This is a genomic window from Halomonas sp. I5-271120, assembly GCF_030553075.1.
Classification (GTDB): domain Bacteria; phylum Pseudomonadota; class Gammaproteobacteria; order Pseudomonadales; family Halomonadaceae; genus Onishia; species Onishia taeanensis_A.
Genome location: NZ_CP130701.1, coordinates 1786133 through 1802669, shown reverse-complemented (window position 1 = coordinate 1802669; position 16537 = coordinate 1786133). Strand labels below are relative to the sequence as shown.

14 protein-coding genes are annotated in these 16537 nt (G+C 63.3%); 10 read left to right on the top strand and 4 right to left on the bottom strand.

Annotated elements, in window-relative coordinates:
* The first annotated feature begins 79 nt into the window (after nucleotides 1-79).
* The 6 genes from Q2K57_RS08035 to Q2K57_RS08010 all read left to right on the top strand — a co-directional run bounded on the left by Q2K57_RS08035 (nucleotide 80) and on the right by Q2K57_RS08010 (nucleotide 5253).
* Nucleotides 80-793 carry an ABC transporter permease gene (locus Q2K57_RS08035; RefSeq protein WP_112056185.1) on the top strand — a complete coding sequence of 238 codons (714 nt, stop codon included), beginning with the start codon at nucleotides 80-82 and terminating at the stop codon, nucleotides 791-793.
* Nucleotide 794: 1 nt separating this feature from the next.
* Nucleotides 795-1547, top strand: a complete 753-nt coding sequence (locus tag Q2K57_RS08030; RefSeq protein ID WP_304526572.1) for an ABC transporter permease — start codon at nucleotides 795-797, stop codon at nucleotides 1545-1547.
* Nucleotides 1535-2977: an aldehyde dehydrogenase family protein gene (locus tag Q2K57_RS08025; RefSeq protein WP_304526571.1), complete on the top strand. Its 1443-nt coding sequence runs from the start codon at nucleotides 1535-1537 to the stop codon at nucleotides 2975-2977. Before Q2K57_RS08030 ends, Q2K57_RS08025 begins: the two co-directional genes overlap by 13 nt.
* Nucleotides 2978-3201: 224 nt before the next feature.
* Nucleotides 3202-3798: a glutathione S-transferase family protein gene (locus Q2K57_RS08020; protein WP_304526570.1), complete on the top strand. Its 597-nt coding sequence runs from the start codon at nucleotides 3202-3204 to the stop codon at nucleotides 3796-3798.
* Nucleotides 3799-3953: 155 nt separating this feature from the next.
* Nucleotides 3954-4700 (top strand): SDR family oxidoreductase, encoded by a 747-nt coding sequence (locus tag Q2K57_RS08015; RefSeq protein WP_304526670.1) that lies wholly within the window; start codon nucleotides 3954-3956, stop codon nucleotides 4698-4700.
* 295 nt (nucleotides 4701-4995) lie between these two features.
* A complete protein-coding gene (locus Q2K57_RS08010; RefSeq protein WP_304526569.1) occupies nucleotides 4996-5253 on the top strand; it encodes a hypothetical protein in 258 nt (85 codons plus the stop codon).
* 365 nt (nucleotides 5254-5618) lie between these two features.
* On the opposite strand, the gene Q2K57_RS08005 is transcribed toward Q2K57_RS08010, so the two are convergent.
* A complete protein-coding gene (locus Q2K57_RS08005; RefSeq protein ID WP_304526568.1) occupies nucleotides 5619-6557 on the bottom strand; it encodes a GlxA family transcriptional regulator in 939 nt (312 codons plus the stop codon).
* A gap of 504 nt (nucleotides 6558-7061) precedes the next feature.
* Between Q2K57_RS08005 and Q2K57_RS08000 the strand changes: the two genes are divergently transcribed.
* Genes Q2K57_RS08000 through iadA form a run of 3 tightly spaced genes read left to right on the top strand, consistent with a single transcriptional unit; the run spans nucleotide 7062 to nucleotide 11862 of the window.
* Nucleotides 7062-7910, top strand: coding sequence for a cyanophycinase (locus Q2K57_RS08000; protein WP_304526567.1), 849 nt, complete (start codon nucleotides 7062-7064; stop codon nucleotides 7908-7910).
* Complete coding sequence (gene cphA, locus Q2K57_RS07995; protein WP_304526566.1) at nucleotides 7907-10699, top strand: cyanophycin synthetase; 2793 nt, start codon at nucleotides 7907-7909, stop codon at nucleotides 10697-10699. Before Q2K57_RS08000 ends, cphA begins: the two co-directional genes overlap by 4 nt.
* Nucleotides 10693-11862: a beta-aspartyl-peptidase gene (gene iadA, locus Q2K57_RS07990; RefSeq protein WP_304526565.1), complete on the top strand. Its 1170-nt coding sequence runs from the start codon at nucleotides 10693-10695 to the stop codon at nucleotides 11860-11862. Before cphA ends, iadA begins: the two co-directional genes overlap by 7 nt.
* Nucleotides 11863-12093: 231 nt before the next feature.
* Here iadA and Q2K57_RS07985 read toward each other — a convergent pair whose 3' ends face one another.
* Nucleotides 12094-13053 (bottom strand): DMT family transporter, encoded by a 960-nt coding sequence (locus Q2K57_RS07985; protein WP_304526564.1) that lies wholly within the window; start codon nucleotides 13051-13053, stop codon nucleotides 12094-12096.
* A gap of 83 nt (nucleotides 13054-13136) precedes the next feature.
* Between Q2K57_RS07985 and Q2K57_RS07980 the strand changes: the two genes are divergently transcribed.
* Nucleotides 13137-13625, top strand: a complete 489-nt coding sequence (locus Q2K57_RS07980; RefSeq protein ID WP_112056177.1) for a MarR family winged helix-turn-helix transcriptional regulator — start codon at nucleotides 13137-13139, stop codon at nucleotides 13623-13625.
* Between the two features lie 23 nt (nucleotides 13626-13648).
* On the opposite strand, the gene Q2K57_RS07975 is transcribed toward Q2K57_RS07980, so the two are convergent.
* Both Q2K57_RS07975 and Q2K57_RS07970 read right to left on the bottom strand, forming a co-directional pair.
* Nucleotides 13649-14410, bottom strand: coding sequence for a sulfite exporter TauE/SafE family protein (locus Q2K57_RS07975; protein WP_304526563.1), 762 nt, complete (start codon nucleotides 14408-14410; stop codon nucleotides 13649-13651).
* Between the two features lie 304 nt (nucleotides 14411-14714).
* Nucleotides 14715-16298: a BCCT family transporter gene (locus Q2K57_RS07970; RefSeq protein ID WP_304526562.1), complete on the bottom strand. Its 1584-nt coding sequence runs from the start codon at nucleotides 16296-16298 to the stop codon at nucleotides 14715-14717.
* Between the last annotated feature and the right edge of the window lie 239 nt (nucleotides 16299-16537).

The window sequence follows — 16537 nt, the reverse complement described above, 5'->3', positions numbered from 1 at the left end:
GTCCTCGACGACGTTCGCCCGGCAGGTGGCCATTGCCGCCTGCCGGCCTCGCCCTGTCTTATCAAGGACGCGACACACCATGAACACGGTTTCCCAAGAGGGGTTGCTCGACTGGGCCGGCCCCATTCTCCAGGGTGCCCTGACGACCCTTGAGATCGCCGTACTGGCCTATGCCATCGGCCTGGTGCTGGGCCTGATCGGCGCCAGCGCGCGCTTAAGCCCCTGGGCCCCGCTGCGCGGCCTGGCCACCGCCTACTCGACGGCGGTTCGCGCCGTCCCCGAACTGCTGCTGATCATCCTGCTCTACTACGCAGGCTCTCAGGCGCTCACCGCGCTGATCCACGCCATGGGGCTGCCTGGCCAGATCGCCATCAATGGCTTCGTTACCGCCGTTGGAGTGCTGGCCTTCGTCCAGGGCGCCTACATGACCGAGGTACTGCGCGGCGCCATCCTGGCCATTCCCAAGGGCCAGCTAGAGGCGGCCGACGCCTTCGGCTTCTCCACCTGGGCGCGTTTTCACCGCATCGTGATTCCCGCCATGCTGCCCAACGCCCTGCCCGGCATGTCCAATCTGTGGCTAATCCTGATCAAGGACACCGCCCTGATCAGCGTCATCGGTTTCAGCGAGCTGTTCTTCACCATTCAGCAGGCCGCCGCCAGTACCCGGGCCCACTTCCTGTTCTACGCCGCCGCCGGCGTCATCTACCTGCTGATGACCCTGACCTCCACCGCGCTCTTCGCGCGCCTGGAGCGCTACGTGCGCCGTGGCCAGCCCGCACCCGAGGAGGCCTGACATGGACTTTTCCTGGCTCGCCGATCCCTTCTATCAGGAATATCTGCTCGAAGGCTTCGTCAACACCCTGTGGCTGGTCGCCGTCTCCGCGGTAGGCGGCCTGATTCTGGCCGTGGCCGTCGCCATGGCACGCCTCAAGGGCCCTCGTCCGCTGGCCTGGTTCGCTCATGGCTTTACCACCGTGATGCGCGGCACGCCGCTGCTGGTGCAGCTGTTCTTCTTCTACTACGGCGTCGGCCGCCTGCTGGAAGGCATCCCCGGAGTGCAGGACAGCCTCATCTGGCCGATCCTGCGCGACCCCTTCTTCTACGGCGCCCTGACCTTCATTCTGAGCGTTGGCGCCTACTCCGGCGAAGTGCTGCGCGGAGCCCTACTCAGCGTGCCGCCCGGCGAACGGGAGGCCGGCCGAGCCTTTGGCATGTCGCCTTTCCAGGTCTTCTTCCGGCTGTGGCTGCCCCGCGCCATTCAGCTATGCCTGCCGACGCTGACCGGCGAGATGATCCTGCTGCTGAAATCCGTGCCGCTGGTCTCGACCATCGCGCTGATGGACCTGCTGCAGGCCGCCAACATCATTCGCGACGAGACCTTCCTGGTCTACGAGCCGCTGATGCTGATCGCCGGCATCTATCTGGCGATGACCATGGTGCTGACCATAGTGCTGCGCCAAGTGGAGCACTACTTCCCCGGCATGCAGCCGACGCGCCACCGCTGGCTGCCCCTTCGCGGCAAGGAGCGCAGCCCATGCAAGAACTGATGCACCATTTCATTGACAACAGCTGGGTCGCGAGTCGCGGGGATCGCCGCCTGCCAGTCACCGACCCTTACCGCGAGACCGTCATCGCCGAGGTCACGGAAGGCTCGGCGGAGGACGTGGACACCGCGGTGAGCGCCGCCCGTCGCGCCCTACCTGAGTGGCGGGCGATTGGCGGCAAGGCGCGCGGCGACTACCTGGACGCCCTGGCCGACGCGCTCGAGGCCCGCCGCGAGGGACTCGAGACACTCTCCAGCCGCAACAACGGCAAGCCCCGCGCCGAAGCCGAACAGGACCTCAGCGATGCCATCGCCTGCTATCGCTATTACGCCGGCGAGGCCCGCCGCCTGGAGGCTCGCCAGGGCGAAGCGGTGGACACCGGCGAGCCGGGGCTGATCTCACGCCGCTATCAGGACCCGGCCGGCGTGGCCGGGCTGATCACACCCTGGAACTTTCCGCTGGTCAGCAGCGCCTGGAAACTCGCCCCAGCGCTGGCTGCCGGCTGCACGGTGGTCTTCAAACCCTCTGAAGTGACGCCGCTGCCGGAACAGGCATTGGCCGAGATCGCCGTGGCGATTGGCCTGCCGGCCGGGGTCTTCAACCTGGTGCACGGCGATGGCAAAAACGTAGGCGCGCCGCTTACCGGCCACCCGGGCGTCGACAAGCTGTCCTTCACCGGCAGCAATGCCGTCGGCGAAGCGGTGATGGCCGCCGCCGCCCGGGGCACCCGCAACGTGTCGCTGGAGCTTGGTGGCAAGTCGCCGATTGTGGTCACCGAAGACGCCGACCTCGACTTGGCCTGTGAGCTGGTGCTGGCCGGGTTCTGCTACAACGCCGGCCAGATGTGCTCGGCCACCTCGCGACTGCTGGTGCACCAAAGCATCGCCGAGGCGCTCTTTGAGCGCTTGAACGCCGCCATCGTCGAGCTAAGTGCCGGCGACCCCCAGCTTGCGACCACCACGCTCAGTCCGCTGGTCAACGCCGCCCAGCGTGACCGGGTGAATGCCTACCTGGCGATGGCAGAAGAAGAAGGACTGGTTGCCACCACGGCGGATGCGATAGCCCTGCCCGCCCAAGGCTACTTCGTCGCCCCCCGCGTGTTCCGTGATGTACCCGCGACAAGCCGCCTGTGGCGTGAAGAGATCTTCGGCCCGGTGCTGTGCGCGCGAGCCGTAAAGGACGACGACGAAGCGGTGGCGCTCGCCAACGACAGCGATTTCGGCCTGGCCGCCACCGTGGTCGCAGGCGATGCCGCGCGGGCCGAGGTCCTGGCGAGCCGACTCACCGCCGGCAACGTCTGGTGCAATAGCTGCCAAGTGGCGCCACCAGGGCTCGGTTGGGGCGGCATGAAGAGAAGCGGCATCGGTCGCGAGCTCGGCCTTGCAGGCCTCGATGCCTACCTTGAGACCCGCTACGTCACCCGCCCCGCCTGAGGCAAACCGCCCTTAGGCACCTGCCCGGGCTTCAATGCCCGGGCCACCTTTCTGCTCCTGTCGCTCATTCCTCATTCCACACACACCACTTCCTCGTCAGGCAGCAGCCGGCAAGGTTGTGCTGCCTGTGGGAATTCGCCAGTATCCTCATTGAACGCTCGAGCGTGTTCAGGTCAGTAAACGAGCTCGCAGCCTAATACCTGTTACCTGCTAAAGGAGGGTGCGTGAAAATTTACGGGGATAGACAATCAGGTAACTGCTACAAGGTGCAGCTCGTTTGTAGTTTTCTGAACATTGACCACGAGTGGATCGATGTCGATATCCTGGCTGACGAAACGAAGAATGATGAGTTCTTGGCAAGGAACCCCAATGGCAAAATTCCCTTGCTTGAGCTGGATCAGGGAAAAACCCTTGCTGAGTCAAACGCCATTATCAACTATTTAGCCAGTGGGTCGGCCCTCTACCCAGACGAACGCTGGGCACAAGCTCAGGTGCTGCAATGGCAATTTTTTGAACAATACAGCCATGAGCCATTTATTGCCGTGGCGCGCTTTATCAATAAATACCTAGGCCTGCCTGACGACAAGAAAGGGGAGTATGAGTCAAAGCAAGCTGGCGGGCACAAGGCGCTGCAAGTGATGGAGCAGCAGCTTAGGAAAACGCCCTTTATAGCGGGGGAGCACTTCACCACTGCAGATATTTCGCTATATGCCTACACGCATGTAGCCCACGAAGGCGGCTTCGATCTGGAAGCCTATCCCTCGGTGCAAGCGTGGCTTGCCAGAGTGGCTTCATTGCCGAATTTCCAAGGCATGGCTTAATGGCCAGGTAACCATCACGGGCAAAGCGACGGCTAGTACATGGCGGCTTAGCCTTCTTTCCGTAACCCACTCGTGCTGTCAGTGCGGGGCATCAGCGTTAGCCACAAAGCGCGAGATATCGCATGGTCAAGATGAAGGGCATGGAGGAATGTTCATTGAAAAAGGTCCTGATCGTTACCGGCGGTAGCCGTGGAATTGGCGCAGCTACGGCGCGCCTGGCTGCGCAGTCTGGCTATGCCGTTTGCATCAGCTATCTGCGTAACAAGGCCGCCGCTTCCGCCGTTGTCGATGAGATTCTTAAAGCAGGTGGAGAAGCGATTGCGCTTGCAGCCGACGTGAGTGTTGAGGCCGAGGTGGTGCGCCTGTTCGAACAGGTCGATGACGCCTTTGGCCCGGTCACGGCATTGGTCAACAATGCCGGCGTCTTAGAGGAGCACATGCGCGTAGAGCAGATCGATGCTGATCGCCTCAGGCGTGTTTTCGCCACCAACGTCATCGGCAGCTTTATCTGTGCACGTGAAGCGGTCCGCCGCATGTCTAGCTCGAATGGTGGTGCGGGCGGCGCGATCGTGAATGTCTCCTCGGCTGCCGCCCGGCTTGGCTCTCCCAACGAGTATGTGGACTATGCCGCGTCAAAAGGGGCCATCGACACCTTTACTCTTGGCCTGGCAAAAGAGGTCGCCCCCGTGGGAATCAGAGTCAACGCCGTGCGCCCTGGCGTTATCTATACGGATATTCATGCCAGCGGGGGTGAGCCGGACCGGGTAGATCGAGTGAAAGGGTCTGTGCCCATGCAACGCGGTGGCACTGCCGAAGAAGTCGCCAACGCCATCCTTTGGTTGCTTTCGGATGATGCCTCTTACTCAACAGGTGCCCTGCTTGATGTGGCGGGTGGTAGATAGAAACGCCCCTCCCCCCGCGCACCTGGCGCGGGGTCTTGGCAAAGTGCTGGCGAAAGGCCCGGGTAAAGCTCGAGGTGCTAATGAAGCCGCAGGCCAGTTCCACACCTTCGGTGAGCTGCCGCCAAAGACATGCCAGAGCCTCAGTAAGCACAACCCTTTCTAGTACAGGGGTATCACCGGCAGCCTACAAGGTTGTTCTTGCAACAGAGAATTCGCCAATACTATCCGAAGATCCACTTTAGCTCTAAATCTTTAATAGGCTGCAGAAATAGAAGAACTTATCATAGGAAACATAATGACAGACACCACGGACTTCTTTGACCTCAAATCTCCACGAGCACTTTTCCACCTTTTGACGCAGGTTGAGAAACGCTTTGGTGAGAAGAAAAACAAGCGCGTAGAAGAACTTCTCCTTTTAGTTTTTGGCTTCACACACCTCAGGGAGTGGATTGCACCAAGTTACTCCCCCAAAAATGAGCCGCACACGCCGGAGGAGCAGTTCTATTGTGAAATTTTCGAACTCCCAGAATTCGACATTTTGCGGCAACTGTGAAATCGATCCAAGCATATGGCGACCAGTAGTTCGGTACGCGGGGCAGTCCATGGGTCAACGCTTGATGAATGGGAGAATCTCGACTCGGTACAGAGCATGGATTGTGGGCCCGTACTTGCCTACTTCGTCGATGGGAAAAATATAGAAGATGTAATCTCTGCAGTTCGGCATTTTTACGAACGGAATTGGTTCGAGCGAGTAAATGGGGACTCTTCCTCCTAAGACGTTAGGCCACCCGGTATAGTCAGAAGGGAGCGCCGATCCTTTCTCGGCTCATCTTTCAACGTCAACCGAAGCTAAGAGCAGCCCTCTGAGAGGCCGGTTCTCCCACACCGACAACCGTTACGCGGACCAACAAAGCCCGCTCACTCCTCGCGCACCTGCCGCGGGGCCTTGGCGAAGTGCTGGCGAAAGGCCCGCGAGAAGCTCGAGGCGCTGGTGAAGCCGCAGGCCAGCCCCACGGAAAGGATATCCAGATCGGTCTCGGCCAGCAGTTGGCGGGCGCGCTCGAGGCGCAGTCGCAGGTACCACCGCCGGGGCGTCGAGCCCAGCTCCTGCTCGAACAGGCGCTGCAGCTGGCGGGATGAAATACCGCAACGCTCGGCCACCCCCGCAAGCGTCAGCGGCGTTTCCAGGTGGCGCTCCATCAGCGCCACGGCATCGACCAGATGCCGCCGATGGGTGCCCAGTCGCCGCGCCATGGTCATGCGCTGCTGGTCGCGGCGGGTGCGCATGCGCTCATGAATCAGCTGCTCGGAGACGTCGATAGCCAACGCCTGGCCGTGACGGCGGGCAATCACTTCCAGCGCCATGTCCATGGCCGCGGCGCCCCCCGCACAGGAAAACCGCCGCACGCCGAGCTCGAACAGCTCATCGCTAGTGGCGATCGATGGGAAGCGCTCGCGAAATGCCGGCAGGCTCTCCCAGTGCAGGGTCACCCGCTCCCCTTTCAGTAAACCTGCCGCGGCCAGCACGAAGCAGCCAGTATCCAGCCCACCGAGTACGCAGCCGCCCTGCCCCAGGCGGTTAAGCCAGCGGGTGATCGCGCGGCTCTGGTGCGCCTCGGGATCAAACCCACTGCAGACGGCAAGCGTCGGCAGATGATGGACGGCCTCGATGGACTGGTCGGCAAGCAGGGTCATGCCGTTGGAAGCAGTCACCGGGCCGCCGTCCTCGCTGATCAGCGTCCAGTCGAACAGCGGCCGGCCGCTGATGCGATTGGCGATGCGCAGCGGCTCCACTGCCGAGAAGAAGGCCATCATCGAGAAGCGCGGCAGCAGCAGGAAACCCAACCGCTCCGGCATGGCGCTTGAGGGCCCCGGATTTGCGGAAACAGGGCTTGAGGAAACAGGGCCTGAGGAAGACGCGCTTGAAGGCGAAAAGCTGGAGTGAGCGGAATGCATGGCGAGAGGTCTGATCAAGAGACTGGATTCATCGGGAATGGGGTGGCGAGGAGACTGGGCTGATGAAGAGATCGGCTGAAGATCGCCATGAGCAAGGATCACTCATCATGGCGGGCTCTCTCGAGAGGGGCAAGCCATCGACGGGGTGTGAAGCCTGACGACGACTATGCTGAATAAACTACGCTGAATAAACAGCTAAGCTTCATGTACAACGCCGCGCGATCTATGACCCGTGCGCGCATCGCTTACAAACGTGCTCAGCCGCTTTTCGCGGCCTTATCAAGCGCCATCCCAAGCACTTGCTCAAGAACCTGCTCATGCACTTGCTCAAGTCCCTGCTCAAGAGCCAACTCGAGAGTGATCTAGACCACTTTCTCAAAAGCGTCGCTTGGCGACGAAAGGACCATGACTGCTTCTCTCGGCTCGGTATCCGGCCATCTGGTGGCCATCGGAGGGGCCGAGGACAGAACCTCGGACCTCGAAATCCTGACGCGGGTGTTTGCCCTGGCCCCTGCGGATAACCATGAGGTTGCGGTCATCGCCACGGCGAGCGGCATCCCCGACCAGGTGCTGCCCGACTACGAGGCGGCCTTCACGCGCCTGGGGGCGAGCCGCATTCATTCGCTGGACATCAAGGACCGCCAGCAGGCAGGGCACCCCGAAACGGTGCGGCTGATCGAGCAGAGCGGCGTCATCTTCTTCACCGGCGGCGACCAGCTGCGCCTGACCCATGTGATGGGCGGCTCGGCCACGCTGCAGGCCATTCGCGAGCGCCTGGCGGCCGGTGCGGTAGTGGCTGGCACCAGTGCCGGTGCCGCGGCGATGCCGGGCACCATGATCTACAACGGTGCCGCCGCGGATGCGCTGCGCAAGGGCGCCGTCAACATGACCTTCGGCCTGGGGCTTGCCGAGGGACTGATCATCGACAGCCATTTCCTCGAGCGCGGCCGCTTCACACGCCTGATGGAGGTCGGCGCGAGCAACCCCGAGCACCTGGGCGTGGGCATCGGCGAGGATGCCGGCGTGATCATCCACCCTCACGGCATTATCGAGGCGATCGGCTCGGGGCACGTCATCCTGATCGACAGCCGTGATCTGGCGAGCTCCAATATCGCCGAGCTGTCGATGGGAGAGCCGGTAGCCATCGAGCACATGATTCTGCATGCCCTGGTCAGCGGCCACGGTTTCGATCTCGGGGCGCGACGCTACCTGGTCCCCGAGGCGCTCGAAGCCGTGCTGGCGAACACACTATGAATATTCTCGAGCACCGCGCACTGCGCGGCCCCAACTACTACAGCCGCTATTTGACCATCTTCATGCGCCTGGACATCGGCGACCTGGAGCACCGCCCCAGCGACACCGTGCCCGGCATCGCCGAGCGACTCAGCGAGCTATTGCCGACTCTGCAGGGGCACCGTTGCTCGGTCGGTCGCCCCGGCGGCTTTCTGGAACGCCTGGCACGAGGCACTTGGGCCGGTCACGTGGTCGAGCATGTGGCGATCGAGCTGCAGAACCTGATCGGTTTCTCGGTGGGCTACGGCAAGACCATCGACAGCTATGATGCCGGGATCTACAACGTCGTCTACCGCTACCGCGACGAGGCCAGCGGCCTGGCGGCTGGCGTGGAGGCCGTCGAGCTGGTCCGCCGCCTCTTCCATGGCCTCGAGATCGACATTCAGGCGATCATCGATCGCCTAAAGGTGGTGCGCGACGCGAACATGCTGGGGCCCTCCACCGCCGCAATCATCGAGGCCGCCGAGCGTCGCGGCATTCCTTATATGCGCCTCACCGACGACAGCAGCTACCTCCAACTGGGCCATGGCCACCGCCAGCAGCGCATTCAGGCAACCGTGACCTGCCAAACGGACCTGATTGGCTACAGCATCGCCGATGACAAGCAATGGACGAAGCAGCTGCTCGGCGATGCCGGCATCCCGGTGCCCAAGGGCGAGGTGTGCTCCACCGTCGATGAGGCGCTCGAGGTCTCGCGGCGCATCGGCTACCCCCTGGCGGTGAAGCCGCTGGTCGGCAACCATGGTCGCGGCGTGAGCACCAGCGTCGAGGACGACCAGGCGCTGTGCGACGCCTTCAACATCGCCGCTCGCCGCCATCATTCGGTGATCGTCGAGCAGTGCATCAGCGGCGAGGATCACCGCCTGCTGGTTATTAATGGCCAGTTGGTGGCCGCCGCCCGGCGACGTCCGGCCCATGTGGTCGGCGATGGAAAGGCCACGCTCAAGGAACTGATCGACCGGGAGAACGCCGACCCAAGACGCGGCGTTGGCCATGAGAATCTGCTTACCCAGATCGAGCTGGACGAGCAGTCGCGGCGGATGATCAGTCAGCAGCATCTGAACCTTGAGAGCGTGATTGCCGCAGACGAGATCGTCTTCCTCAAGCCCACCGCCAACCTGAGCACCGGCGGCACCGCCACCGACGTGACCGACGATGTGCACCCGGAGGTGCGCTATGTGGCGGAGCGCATCGCGCGACTCATTGGACTCGACATCATCGGCATCGACCTGCTCGCCGAGACCCTGACTCGCCCGCTGGAGGAGCAATCCGCGGCCGTGGTCGAGGTCAACGCGGGGCCCGGCTTTCGCATGCATCTGTCGCCCACCCACGGCCAGGGCCGGGATGTCGGCCAGCCGGTCATCGACATGCTGTTTCCGGACAGCGGCAGCGATGCGCGCATCCCCATCGTCGCGGTCACCGGCACCAACGGCAAGACGACCACGGTGCGCCTGCTCTCGCATCTTCTGCGCCAGGTGGGCCGCAAGGTGGGCATGGCCTGCACCGGCGCCATCGAGATCGACAGCCACGTCATCATGCGCGGCGACTACAGCGGCCCGCTGGCGGCCACGATCGTGCTGCGCGAGCCCACGGTGGAGTGCGCGGTACTCGAGGTGGCGCGGGGCGGCATCATGCGCCGCGGGCTCGGTTTCGATGCCTGCGACGTGGGCGTGCTGCTCAACATCGCAAGCGATCATCTCGGCGAGCATGACCTTCATACCCTCGACGAACTGGCGCGCTGCAAGTCGGTGGTGATCGACGCCATCCGCCCGGAGGGCACCGCCGTCATCAATGCCGATGACCCACGGGTGCTGGCCGCCCTGGAATGGGCGCGGGGCGACAGCATTCTCTTTACCCTGAACCCGGATTCACGGGCCATTCGTCAGCATGTTCACAATCAGGGGGTGGCCTTCACTGTCCACCAAGGCAACCTGGTCATGCGTCAGGGCCGGGTCGAAGCCGAGGTCATCCCCGTCGCCGACGTGCCGATCACCTTCGAGGGCCACGCCCGCTTCAATGTCGCCAACGCCCTGGCCGCCAGCGCCGCGGCCTTTGCCCTGGGGCTGTCGCCTGCCGATATCCGCATGGGCCTGTCCACCTTCCACCCGACGCCCAGCCAGAACCCCGGGCGCACCAACCTGATCGAGGCCGCTGGCCTCAAGGTGCTGATCGACTACGGGCATAACGTGCCGGCTCTCGACGCACTGGCCGAACTGGTCAGCGCGCTACCCGCCAAGCGACGCATCGGCGTGGCCAGCGCCCCGGGCAATCGCCGCGATGAGGACCTTTTCGAGCTGGGCGCGCGGCTGGCCGCGATGCTCGATGTCGTCATCCTCTGCGAGACCGACGCCCGCGGCCGCCCCCCGGAGGAAGCCGGCGGCCTGTTGCGCGACGGCGCCGCCTCAGTGCCGCGAGCATGTCACACCGAACTCGTCTTGGAAGAGGAGCAGGCCATCGACCGAGCCTTCGAGGAAGCCAGCGACGGCGACCTGCTGGTGCTGCTGATCGATGATATTGAAGGAACACTTGAGCGCCTCAAGGAACGCCTCAAGGCGCCTGCCCAGGACTATTCCAAGGACCCTTCCAAAGATCTTTCCAAAGCCCCTTCTCAGGACACTTCCAAGGACACTTCAGAGCAAAGCGTCAGCACAGCGGATGGCCCGGCCCCTACAGATAAAGCCCCTGAGGGGGAAAACCCCGCTGAAAAAACCCATCCCCCCCATACCTCACGAGGCAACCGCCCATGCTGACCGGCCCTTCCCCGGATGCGGGACTACTGACCCTGTTGCGCGTGGGCAGCATCCAGGCTCCTGAGCTGCTCGAGGCCAACGAGATCCTGATCGCCGGCGGTCGCATCGCCGCGCTGGGGCGTGACCTAGACGTGCCGGCAGGCTGGCCGGTGCAGGTCGTGGAGGCGCCGGAGCTGATCGCCGTGCCTGCCTTCATCGATCAGCACGTGCACGTGACCGGTGGGGGCGGCGAAGGCGGCTGCGGGTCTCGCTGCCCGGAGATCACCGCCCACCAGATCGCCGCCATGGGCATCGGCACCGTGGTGGGGGTGCTCGGCACCGACGGCATCAGCCGCTCGCCGGCGGACCTGCTGGCCAAGGTGCGTGGGCTGCGCGCCGAGGGCATCGCCGCCTACATGTACACCGGGTCCTATCGCGTGCCGCCGCCGACCCTCACCGGCGACCTGCAGCGCGACCTGGCCTGGATTCCCGAGATCATCGGCCTGGGTGAGATCGCGATCTCGGATCACCGTTCGAGCCAACCCCGGCAGGACGAGATCGAGCGGCTGGTCAGCGAGGTGAGGGTCGGCGCCATGCTGGCCGGCAAGCGCGGCATCTGCCACTTCCATATCGGCGACGGCGGGCGGGGGCTCGAGCCGCTGCGCCGGCTGCTCACCGAGACCGAAATTCCCGCCGAGCAGGTGATTCCCACCCATGTAAACCGCCATCGCGACCTCTTAGAAGAGGCCGCCGACTATGCGCTGACCTTCAAGGCCTGCGTGGATGTGACCGCCTTCGACGATGCCGACGAAGACGACCTGACCGGCTTCGGCGCGGTGGCGCGACTGCTGCGACGTGGCGTGCCGGTCGAGCGCATTACCATGAGTTCCGACTGCAATGGCAGCCTGCCCGAGTTCGACGCCCAGGGTAGCTATATCGGCATGCGAGTGGCGGGCAACGCCACCCTGATCGCCGACTGGCGGCGCCTGGTACACGAACAGGTGCTGACGCTGGATCAGGCGCTGGAGCTGATTTCGGGCAACGTGGCCAGGGTGCTGGGGCTCGACGGTCACAAGGGCCGGCTGGCCGTGGGCTTCGATGCCGATGTGACCCTGCTCGATCGCACCCTCACCCCGCAGCAGACCTATGTGGCGGGGCGCTGTGTCTATGCCCGGGGCGGCTAACGCTTGGTGATCGAAAAGAGAACCCAAGCACCGAGAACCAGGACAACAGGCACCTAGGTATCGGGAACTGATCTCAGCGCCTTGGCCTGATCAAGCAGAACAGCGTGACCGTCTTCACTGGCGTCGATCAGTTACGCCCAACTACGCAAATAGCCGTGCCCGAACGTGCTCCCCCCTTCGCCAGGGCAATACGGCTGCCAACTTGACCGGTGACTTCATATCCAGCGATTTTCATCCGGCTTTTCTTTCGTGGTGGTAAGGGCTTGGGTTAACCCGCTGATTATTGCCAAGCGTGAGCAGGATAACGCCGGCGGCAATCAGAACAGCACCGAATAACAGCCCCCCAGGGGGCGCTTCGCCCTGTAGAAATATGGCGACGGGTACGCCTACAAGGGCACCGACAGATCCCAGCAGGCTCAGCAGGACCGGCCCGCCTGTTTTCTGCAACAGGAACAACAACAAGAACATGCCAGCGAAAACTGCGGACTGTATAGCGATCAGGACGAACGATAGGCCTTGCTCCATCGGTATCGCCAGCGAGAATCCTGGCAAGAATCCGGCGCACAGCAACATCATGGCGGCAGCCACTAGCATGCCCGGCGCCAGTGCATCGCCGGATACGCCTTGGGGCCAACGCAGTGTGCGATACAGATTGCCGATGGCCAGCAGGACCGGCCCGACAAGCGCCAGCAGTGTCCAGAAGACATCTGCATCGGGCGAGGACAGCTTTTCCGAAGCCAAAACGCCGGCGCCTGCCAAGGCCGCCGCCACCCCCGTGGCACGTATCGCCTTGAACACTTCCAGTTTGAGTGCCAGTGCACCGACATAGGTCAGAAGCGGCGGCAATGTGATGATGAGAGCGACGAAGCCGGCTCCAACATGCGGAACCGCCGAGAAGAAGATGAGATTGGGGCCGGCCACGCCTACCAGCGCAGACACGCAGTAGTATTCAAGCGTACGAGCGTTAACTGGCGGTAGCTTCCGACGTTGCGCGGCCAGCGCGAGCAAAATCAGTGCTGCCCCGACGATTGACCAAAACAGAATCGCCAAAGGCGGCAGGCGCGCCTCACTCGCCACTTTGGCCAGATTGGTCGATAGACCCAACAGCGCTCCGCCGGACAAGAGGCTTAGCAGTGCGGGTAACCATGTCCTGATGCGCTCAGGTTTGTTTGTGGCCACGCTCGTCATCATCGTCCCTCCGGGAGCATATCTTGAGTTCAAGATATTCCTCCGAAATCTTGACGTCAAGATAAGCGCGTGGAAGTCTAAGCGGCATGGATCATATAGAAAAAATTCTTACGCAATGGCGACAAGAGCGACCCGACCTTGAGGTTGCGTCCATGGGCACGATCGGACGGATCAAGTTGCTGCACCAGTTGCTAATGCGTGCCATGGAAAAGAGCTGGTCCGCATACGGTCTGAATGCTGCAGGCTTCGATGTTCTGGCCACCCTGCGCCGGTCAGGCTCGCCCTATGCGCTCTCTCCTGGCGACCTGATGGCATCGACCTTGGTCACGTCGGGCACGATGACGCACCGTATCGACCAACTGGTAAAAGCCGGTCTGGTCGAGCGGGTCCGGAATGCCGAGGACGGGCGTGGTTTCCTGATTTCCCTCACCCCGCAAGGGCGCGAGCTTATCGACGAAGCGGTTAGCGCCCATGTTGAGACGCAGGAAACACTGGCTGGGGTTCTTACCGACGAACAGCGCGCTCAATTGGACAGTTTGCTGAAACAGTTCTTGCACGAACTTGAAAGCAGCTGAGAGGCATCTGGAACTTAGACGCATCAGCCCAGCAACCGCTCGACGCCGAGCCAGGCCAGACGCAGCGCCAGCAGGGTCAGTACCCACTTGAAGAGCCCGTCGAAGTGCGCCTCACTGAGCCGCTTGAGCAGACGCAGGCCGAGCCAGGTGCCGGCGAGCCCCGCCGCGATCATTGCCACCATCAACCCCAGCCAGTCATGGAAAACGAAGCCGGCCACCCCGAACACGAACGCCTTGGTGAGATGCTGAAGGCTCATGCAGGCGGAAAAGGTCGCCACTCGCGCCATTCGCTCGGACTGGGAATGCTTGATAAAGGAGCCGACCAGCGGGCCACTGGCACCCACCAGACTCGACAATAGGGTCGTCAGTGCGCCTGCCAGCATAGTGCCAACGCGCCCCAGCGCCCGGGCCGGTGGCGCGGGCCCCCAGCAGGAGAACAGCACGAAGCCGGCGATGGTGAGCTCCAGCACGCCCGAAGGCAGGCGCACCAGCAGCCAGGCTGCAAGCAAGGCGCCAAGCACCACCCCGGGCAGAAAGGCGGCGATCACCCGGCGGTCGATATGGCGCCACGTCATGCTGGCGCGGCCGGCATTGGAGCCCAGCTGCACCATGCCATGCACCGGAATCAGCGCCGCTGCCGGCATCACCTGCGCCATGGCGATAATCAGCAGGGTGCCGCCGCCGATGCCGGCGCTCGCCGAGATCATCGAGGTCAGGATCGACAGCGCCACCAGGCCCAGGTTGAGCCCGGCAGGCAAAGGAGAGAGCAGATCGAGCAGGGGCATGGTCGCCGTCCGATGGCCTATAGGGCTCACCACTATATCAAGACCCGCCGCTGCGCCTCACGGCCAGGCGTAAAAGTAGCGCCTTAAGTCCCTTCATAGGCCCCTCGCCTAAGTTTCTCTCTTAAGCCCCTCTCTTAAGTCCCTCTCTTAAGTCCCTGCCCCAGTGACCGTCACCCCGGCCAAGCCCCCCAAGTTGCGGCCATAAAAAAAGCCGGCCCCTCGGGGCCGGCTTTTTATCACGCTTCGCTGACAAACGCCGTGGCAAACAGCAGCGTCTAAGCAGCGACGCGTTCGTCTGCGTCGATCAGGCTTCGCGCGTGCGCGGCTGGTCGATCAGCCCCTGCTCGCGCGCCATCGCGTAGGCAGCCTTCGGGCCGGTCCACAGCGAGGGCAGCAGCACCAGCGACACCGGGATGGCGGTGATCACGATGAACTGCTGCAGCGCGCTGATCTGGCCGGCGCCCATGTACAGCAGGATCGCCGCCATGATCGCCATGGCGATGCCCCAGAAGGCGCGGATCAGCGGGTTCGGCGCGTCATGGCCGGCACCCACCACGGAGATCGCATAGCTCATCGAGTCGCCGGTGGTGGCCACGAAGATGGTGGTCAGCAGCAGGATCGCCAGCGCCATCAGCGAGCCACCCGGCAGCGCCTGCGCCACGGTCAGGGTCGCCACGTCGAACTGGAAGTTGTTCAGCGCTTCGGTCAGGTCGATCACACCGGTCAGCTGATAGAAGATGCCCGAGCCGCCCAGCAGGGTGAACCATACGGTAGTGGCCACCGGCGCCATCACCGCCACGGCGAGAATCATCTGGCGAATAGTGCGGCCGCGCGAGATGCGAGCAACGAAGATCGCCATCAGCGGGCCGTAGCCGATGAACCAGGCGAAGAAGAACACCGTCCACCACTTCATCCACCAGGCCGGCGCCGTCTCGGCGGTCATGGTGGCCATCGAGAAGAAGGAGGTCAGGTAGGTGCCAAAGCCCTGGGTGAAGGCATCGGTCAGGAACAGGGTCGGGCCGAAGACGAAGATCACCGCGGCAATCGCCAGCGCCAGGAAGACGTTGAAGCGGCTGAGCAGTTGGATACCGCGATGGATACCGGTCATCGCCGAGGTGACGTAGATCGCGCCCAGCACAGCCAGCACGGCCAGCTGAGTGCCGTAGCCTTGCGGCAGGCCGAACAGCTCATGCAGGCCGAAGCTGACCTGAGTGGCCAGGAAGCCGATCGGGCCCACGGTGCCGGCGACCACGGCGATCACGCACAGGGCGTCGACCAGGCCACCCAGCGGGCCGCTCATCAGGCGCTCGCCGAGTACCGGGGTGAGCAGGGTGCGCGGCTGCATCGGCTGGCCCTTCACGTAGTGGGCATGCGCCATCACCACGGCGGTCAGGGTGCCGAGCACCGCCCAGGCCAGAAAGCCCCAGTGCATGAAGGACTGGGCCAGAGCGCCGGCGACGGCATCAGCGGTGCCTGCTTCGGTGTCAAAGGCCGGCGGGGTGACCACGAAGTGATAGACCGGCTCACCGGCGGCGAAGAACACGCCGCCGCCCGCGAGCAGGGTGCACATGATCATCGACAGCCACTTGAAGGTGCTGATCTCCGGGGCCTGGAGATTGCCCACCTTGGCGGCACCGGCCGGTGACATGGCAACGCCAATGCCGATGAAGAAGGTCAGCAGCAGCAGCAGCTGGAAGTAGGAGCCCAGGGTACGAGCGGTCCAGGCGAAACCGGCGCTGATGCCGTTGGCGACCATGTCGATGTCATACAGCGACAGGGCAACGAAGGCGACGATGAAGCCGACGCTCAAGACCAGCACCACCGGGTCGCCCAGGCGCGAACCGGTGGTGCTGGTCTCTGATGGGATGGAATGGTCAGGTTGGGTCATGGGGAGCCTTTGGTTGGGATGTCATCACGTCGCCCAGACGAGCGGGAGCCGCAAGCATGGCAATCGGGATGAGCGAGCATTTCAACGCCGATGACGTCAGAAGAGCGATCACTGATAAACGATCGGGGATGACGATGTCAGAGCAGTGTTACGCGTTCGCGAGCGAGAGGGGACTTTCGTTCACGGAGCCTCCTGACGTGGCGAGGGGGCGGATGGAGTGGCCTGCAAGGGCCAGCGGG

Coding starts and splice junctions, on each gene's coding strand:
- Q2K57_RS08035 (WP_112056185.1), top strand. CDS start 80: ATGAACACGGTTTCCCAAGAGGGGTTGCTCGACTGGGCCGGCCCCATT.
- cphA (WP_304526566.1), top strand. CDS start 7,907: ATGAATATTCTCGAGCACCGCGCACTGCGCGGCCCCAACTACTACAGC.
- Q2K57_RS08005 (WP_304526568.1), bottom strand. CDS start 6,557: ATGCCGGAGCGGTTGGGTTTCCTGCTGCTGCCGCGCTTCTCGATGATG.
- Q2K57_RS07985 (WP_304526564.1), bottom strand. CDS start 13,053: ATGATGACGAGCGTGGCCACAAACAAACCTGAGCGCATCAGGACATGG.
- Q2K57_RS07975 (WP_304526563.1), bottom strand. CDS start 14,410: ATGCCCCTGCTCGATCTGCTCTCTCCTTTGCCTGCCGGGCTCAACCTG.
- Q2K57_RS08010 (WP_304526569.1), top strand. CDS start 4,996: ATGACAGACACCACGGACTTCTTTGACCTCAAATCTCCACGAGCACTT.
- Q2K57_RS07970 (WP_304526562.1), bottom strand. CDS start 16,298: ATGACCCAACCTGACCATTCCATCCCATCAGAGACCAGCACCACCGGT.
- Q2K57_RS08000 (WP_304526567.1), top strand. CDS start 7,062: ATGACTGCTTCTCTCGGCTCGGTATCCGGCCATCTGGTGGCCATCGGA.
- Q2K57_RS08030 (WP_304526572.1), top strand. CDS start 795: ATGGACTTTTCCTGGCTCGCCGATCCCTTCTATCAGGAATATCTGCTC.
- iadA (WP_304526565.1), top strand. CDS start 10,693: ATGCTGACCGGCCCTTCCCCGGATGCGGGACTACTGACCCTGTTGCGC.
- Q2K57_RS07980 (WP_112056177.1), top strand. CDS start 13,137: ATGGATCATATAGAAAAAATTCTTACGCAATGGCGACAAGAGCGACCC.
- Q2K57_RS08025 (WP_304526571.1), top strand. CDS start 1,535: ATGCAAGAACTGATGCACCATTTCATTGACAACAGCTGGGTCGCGAGT.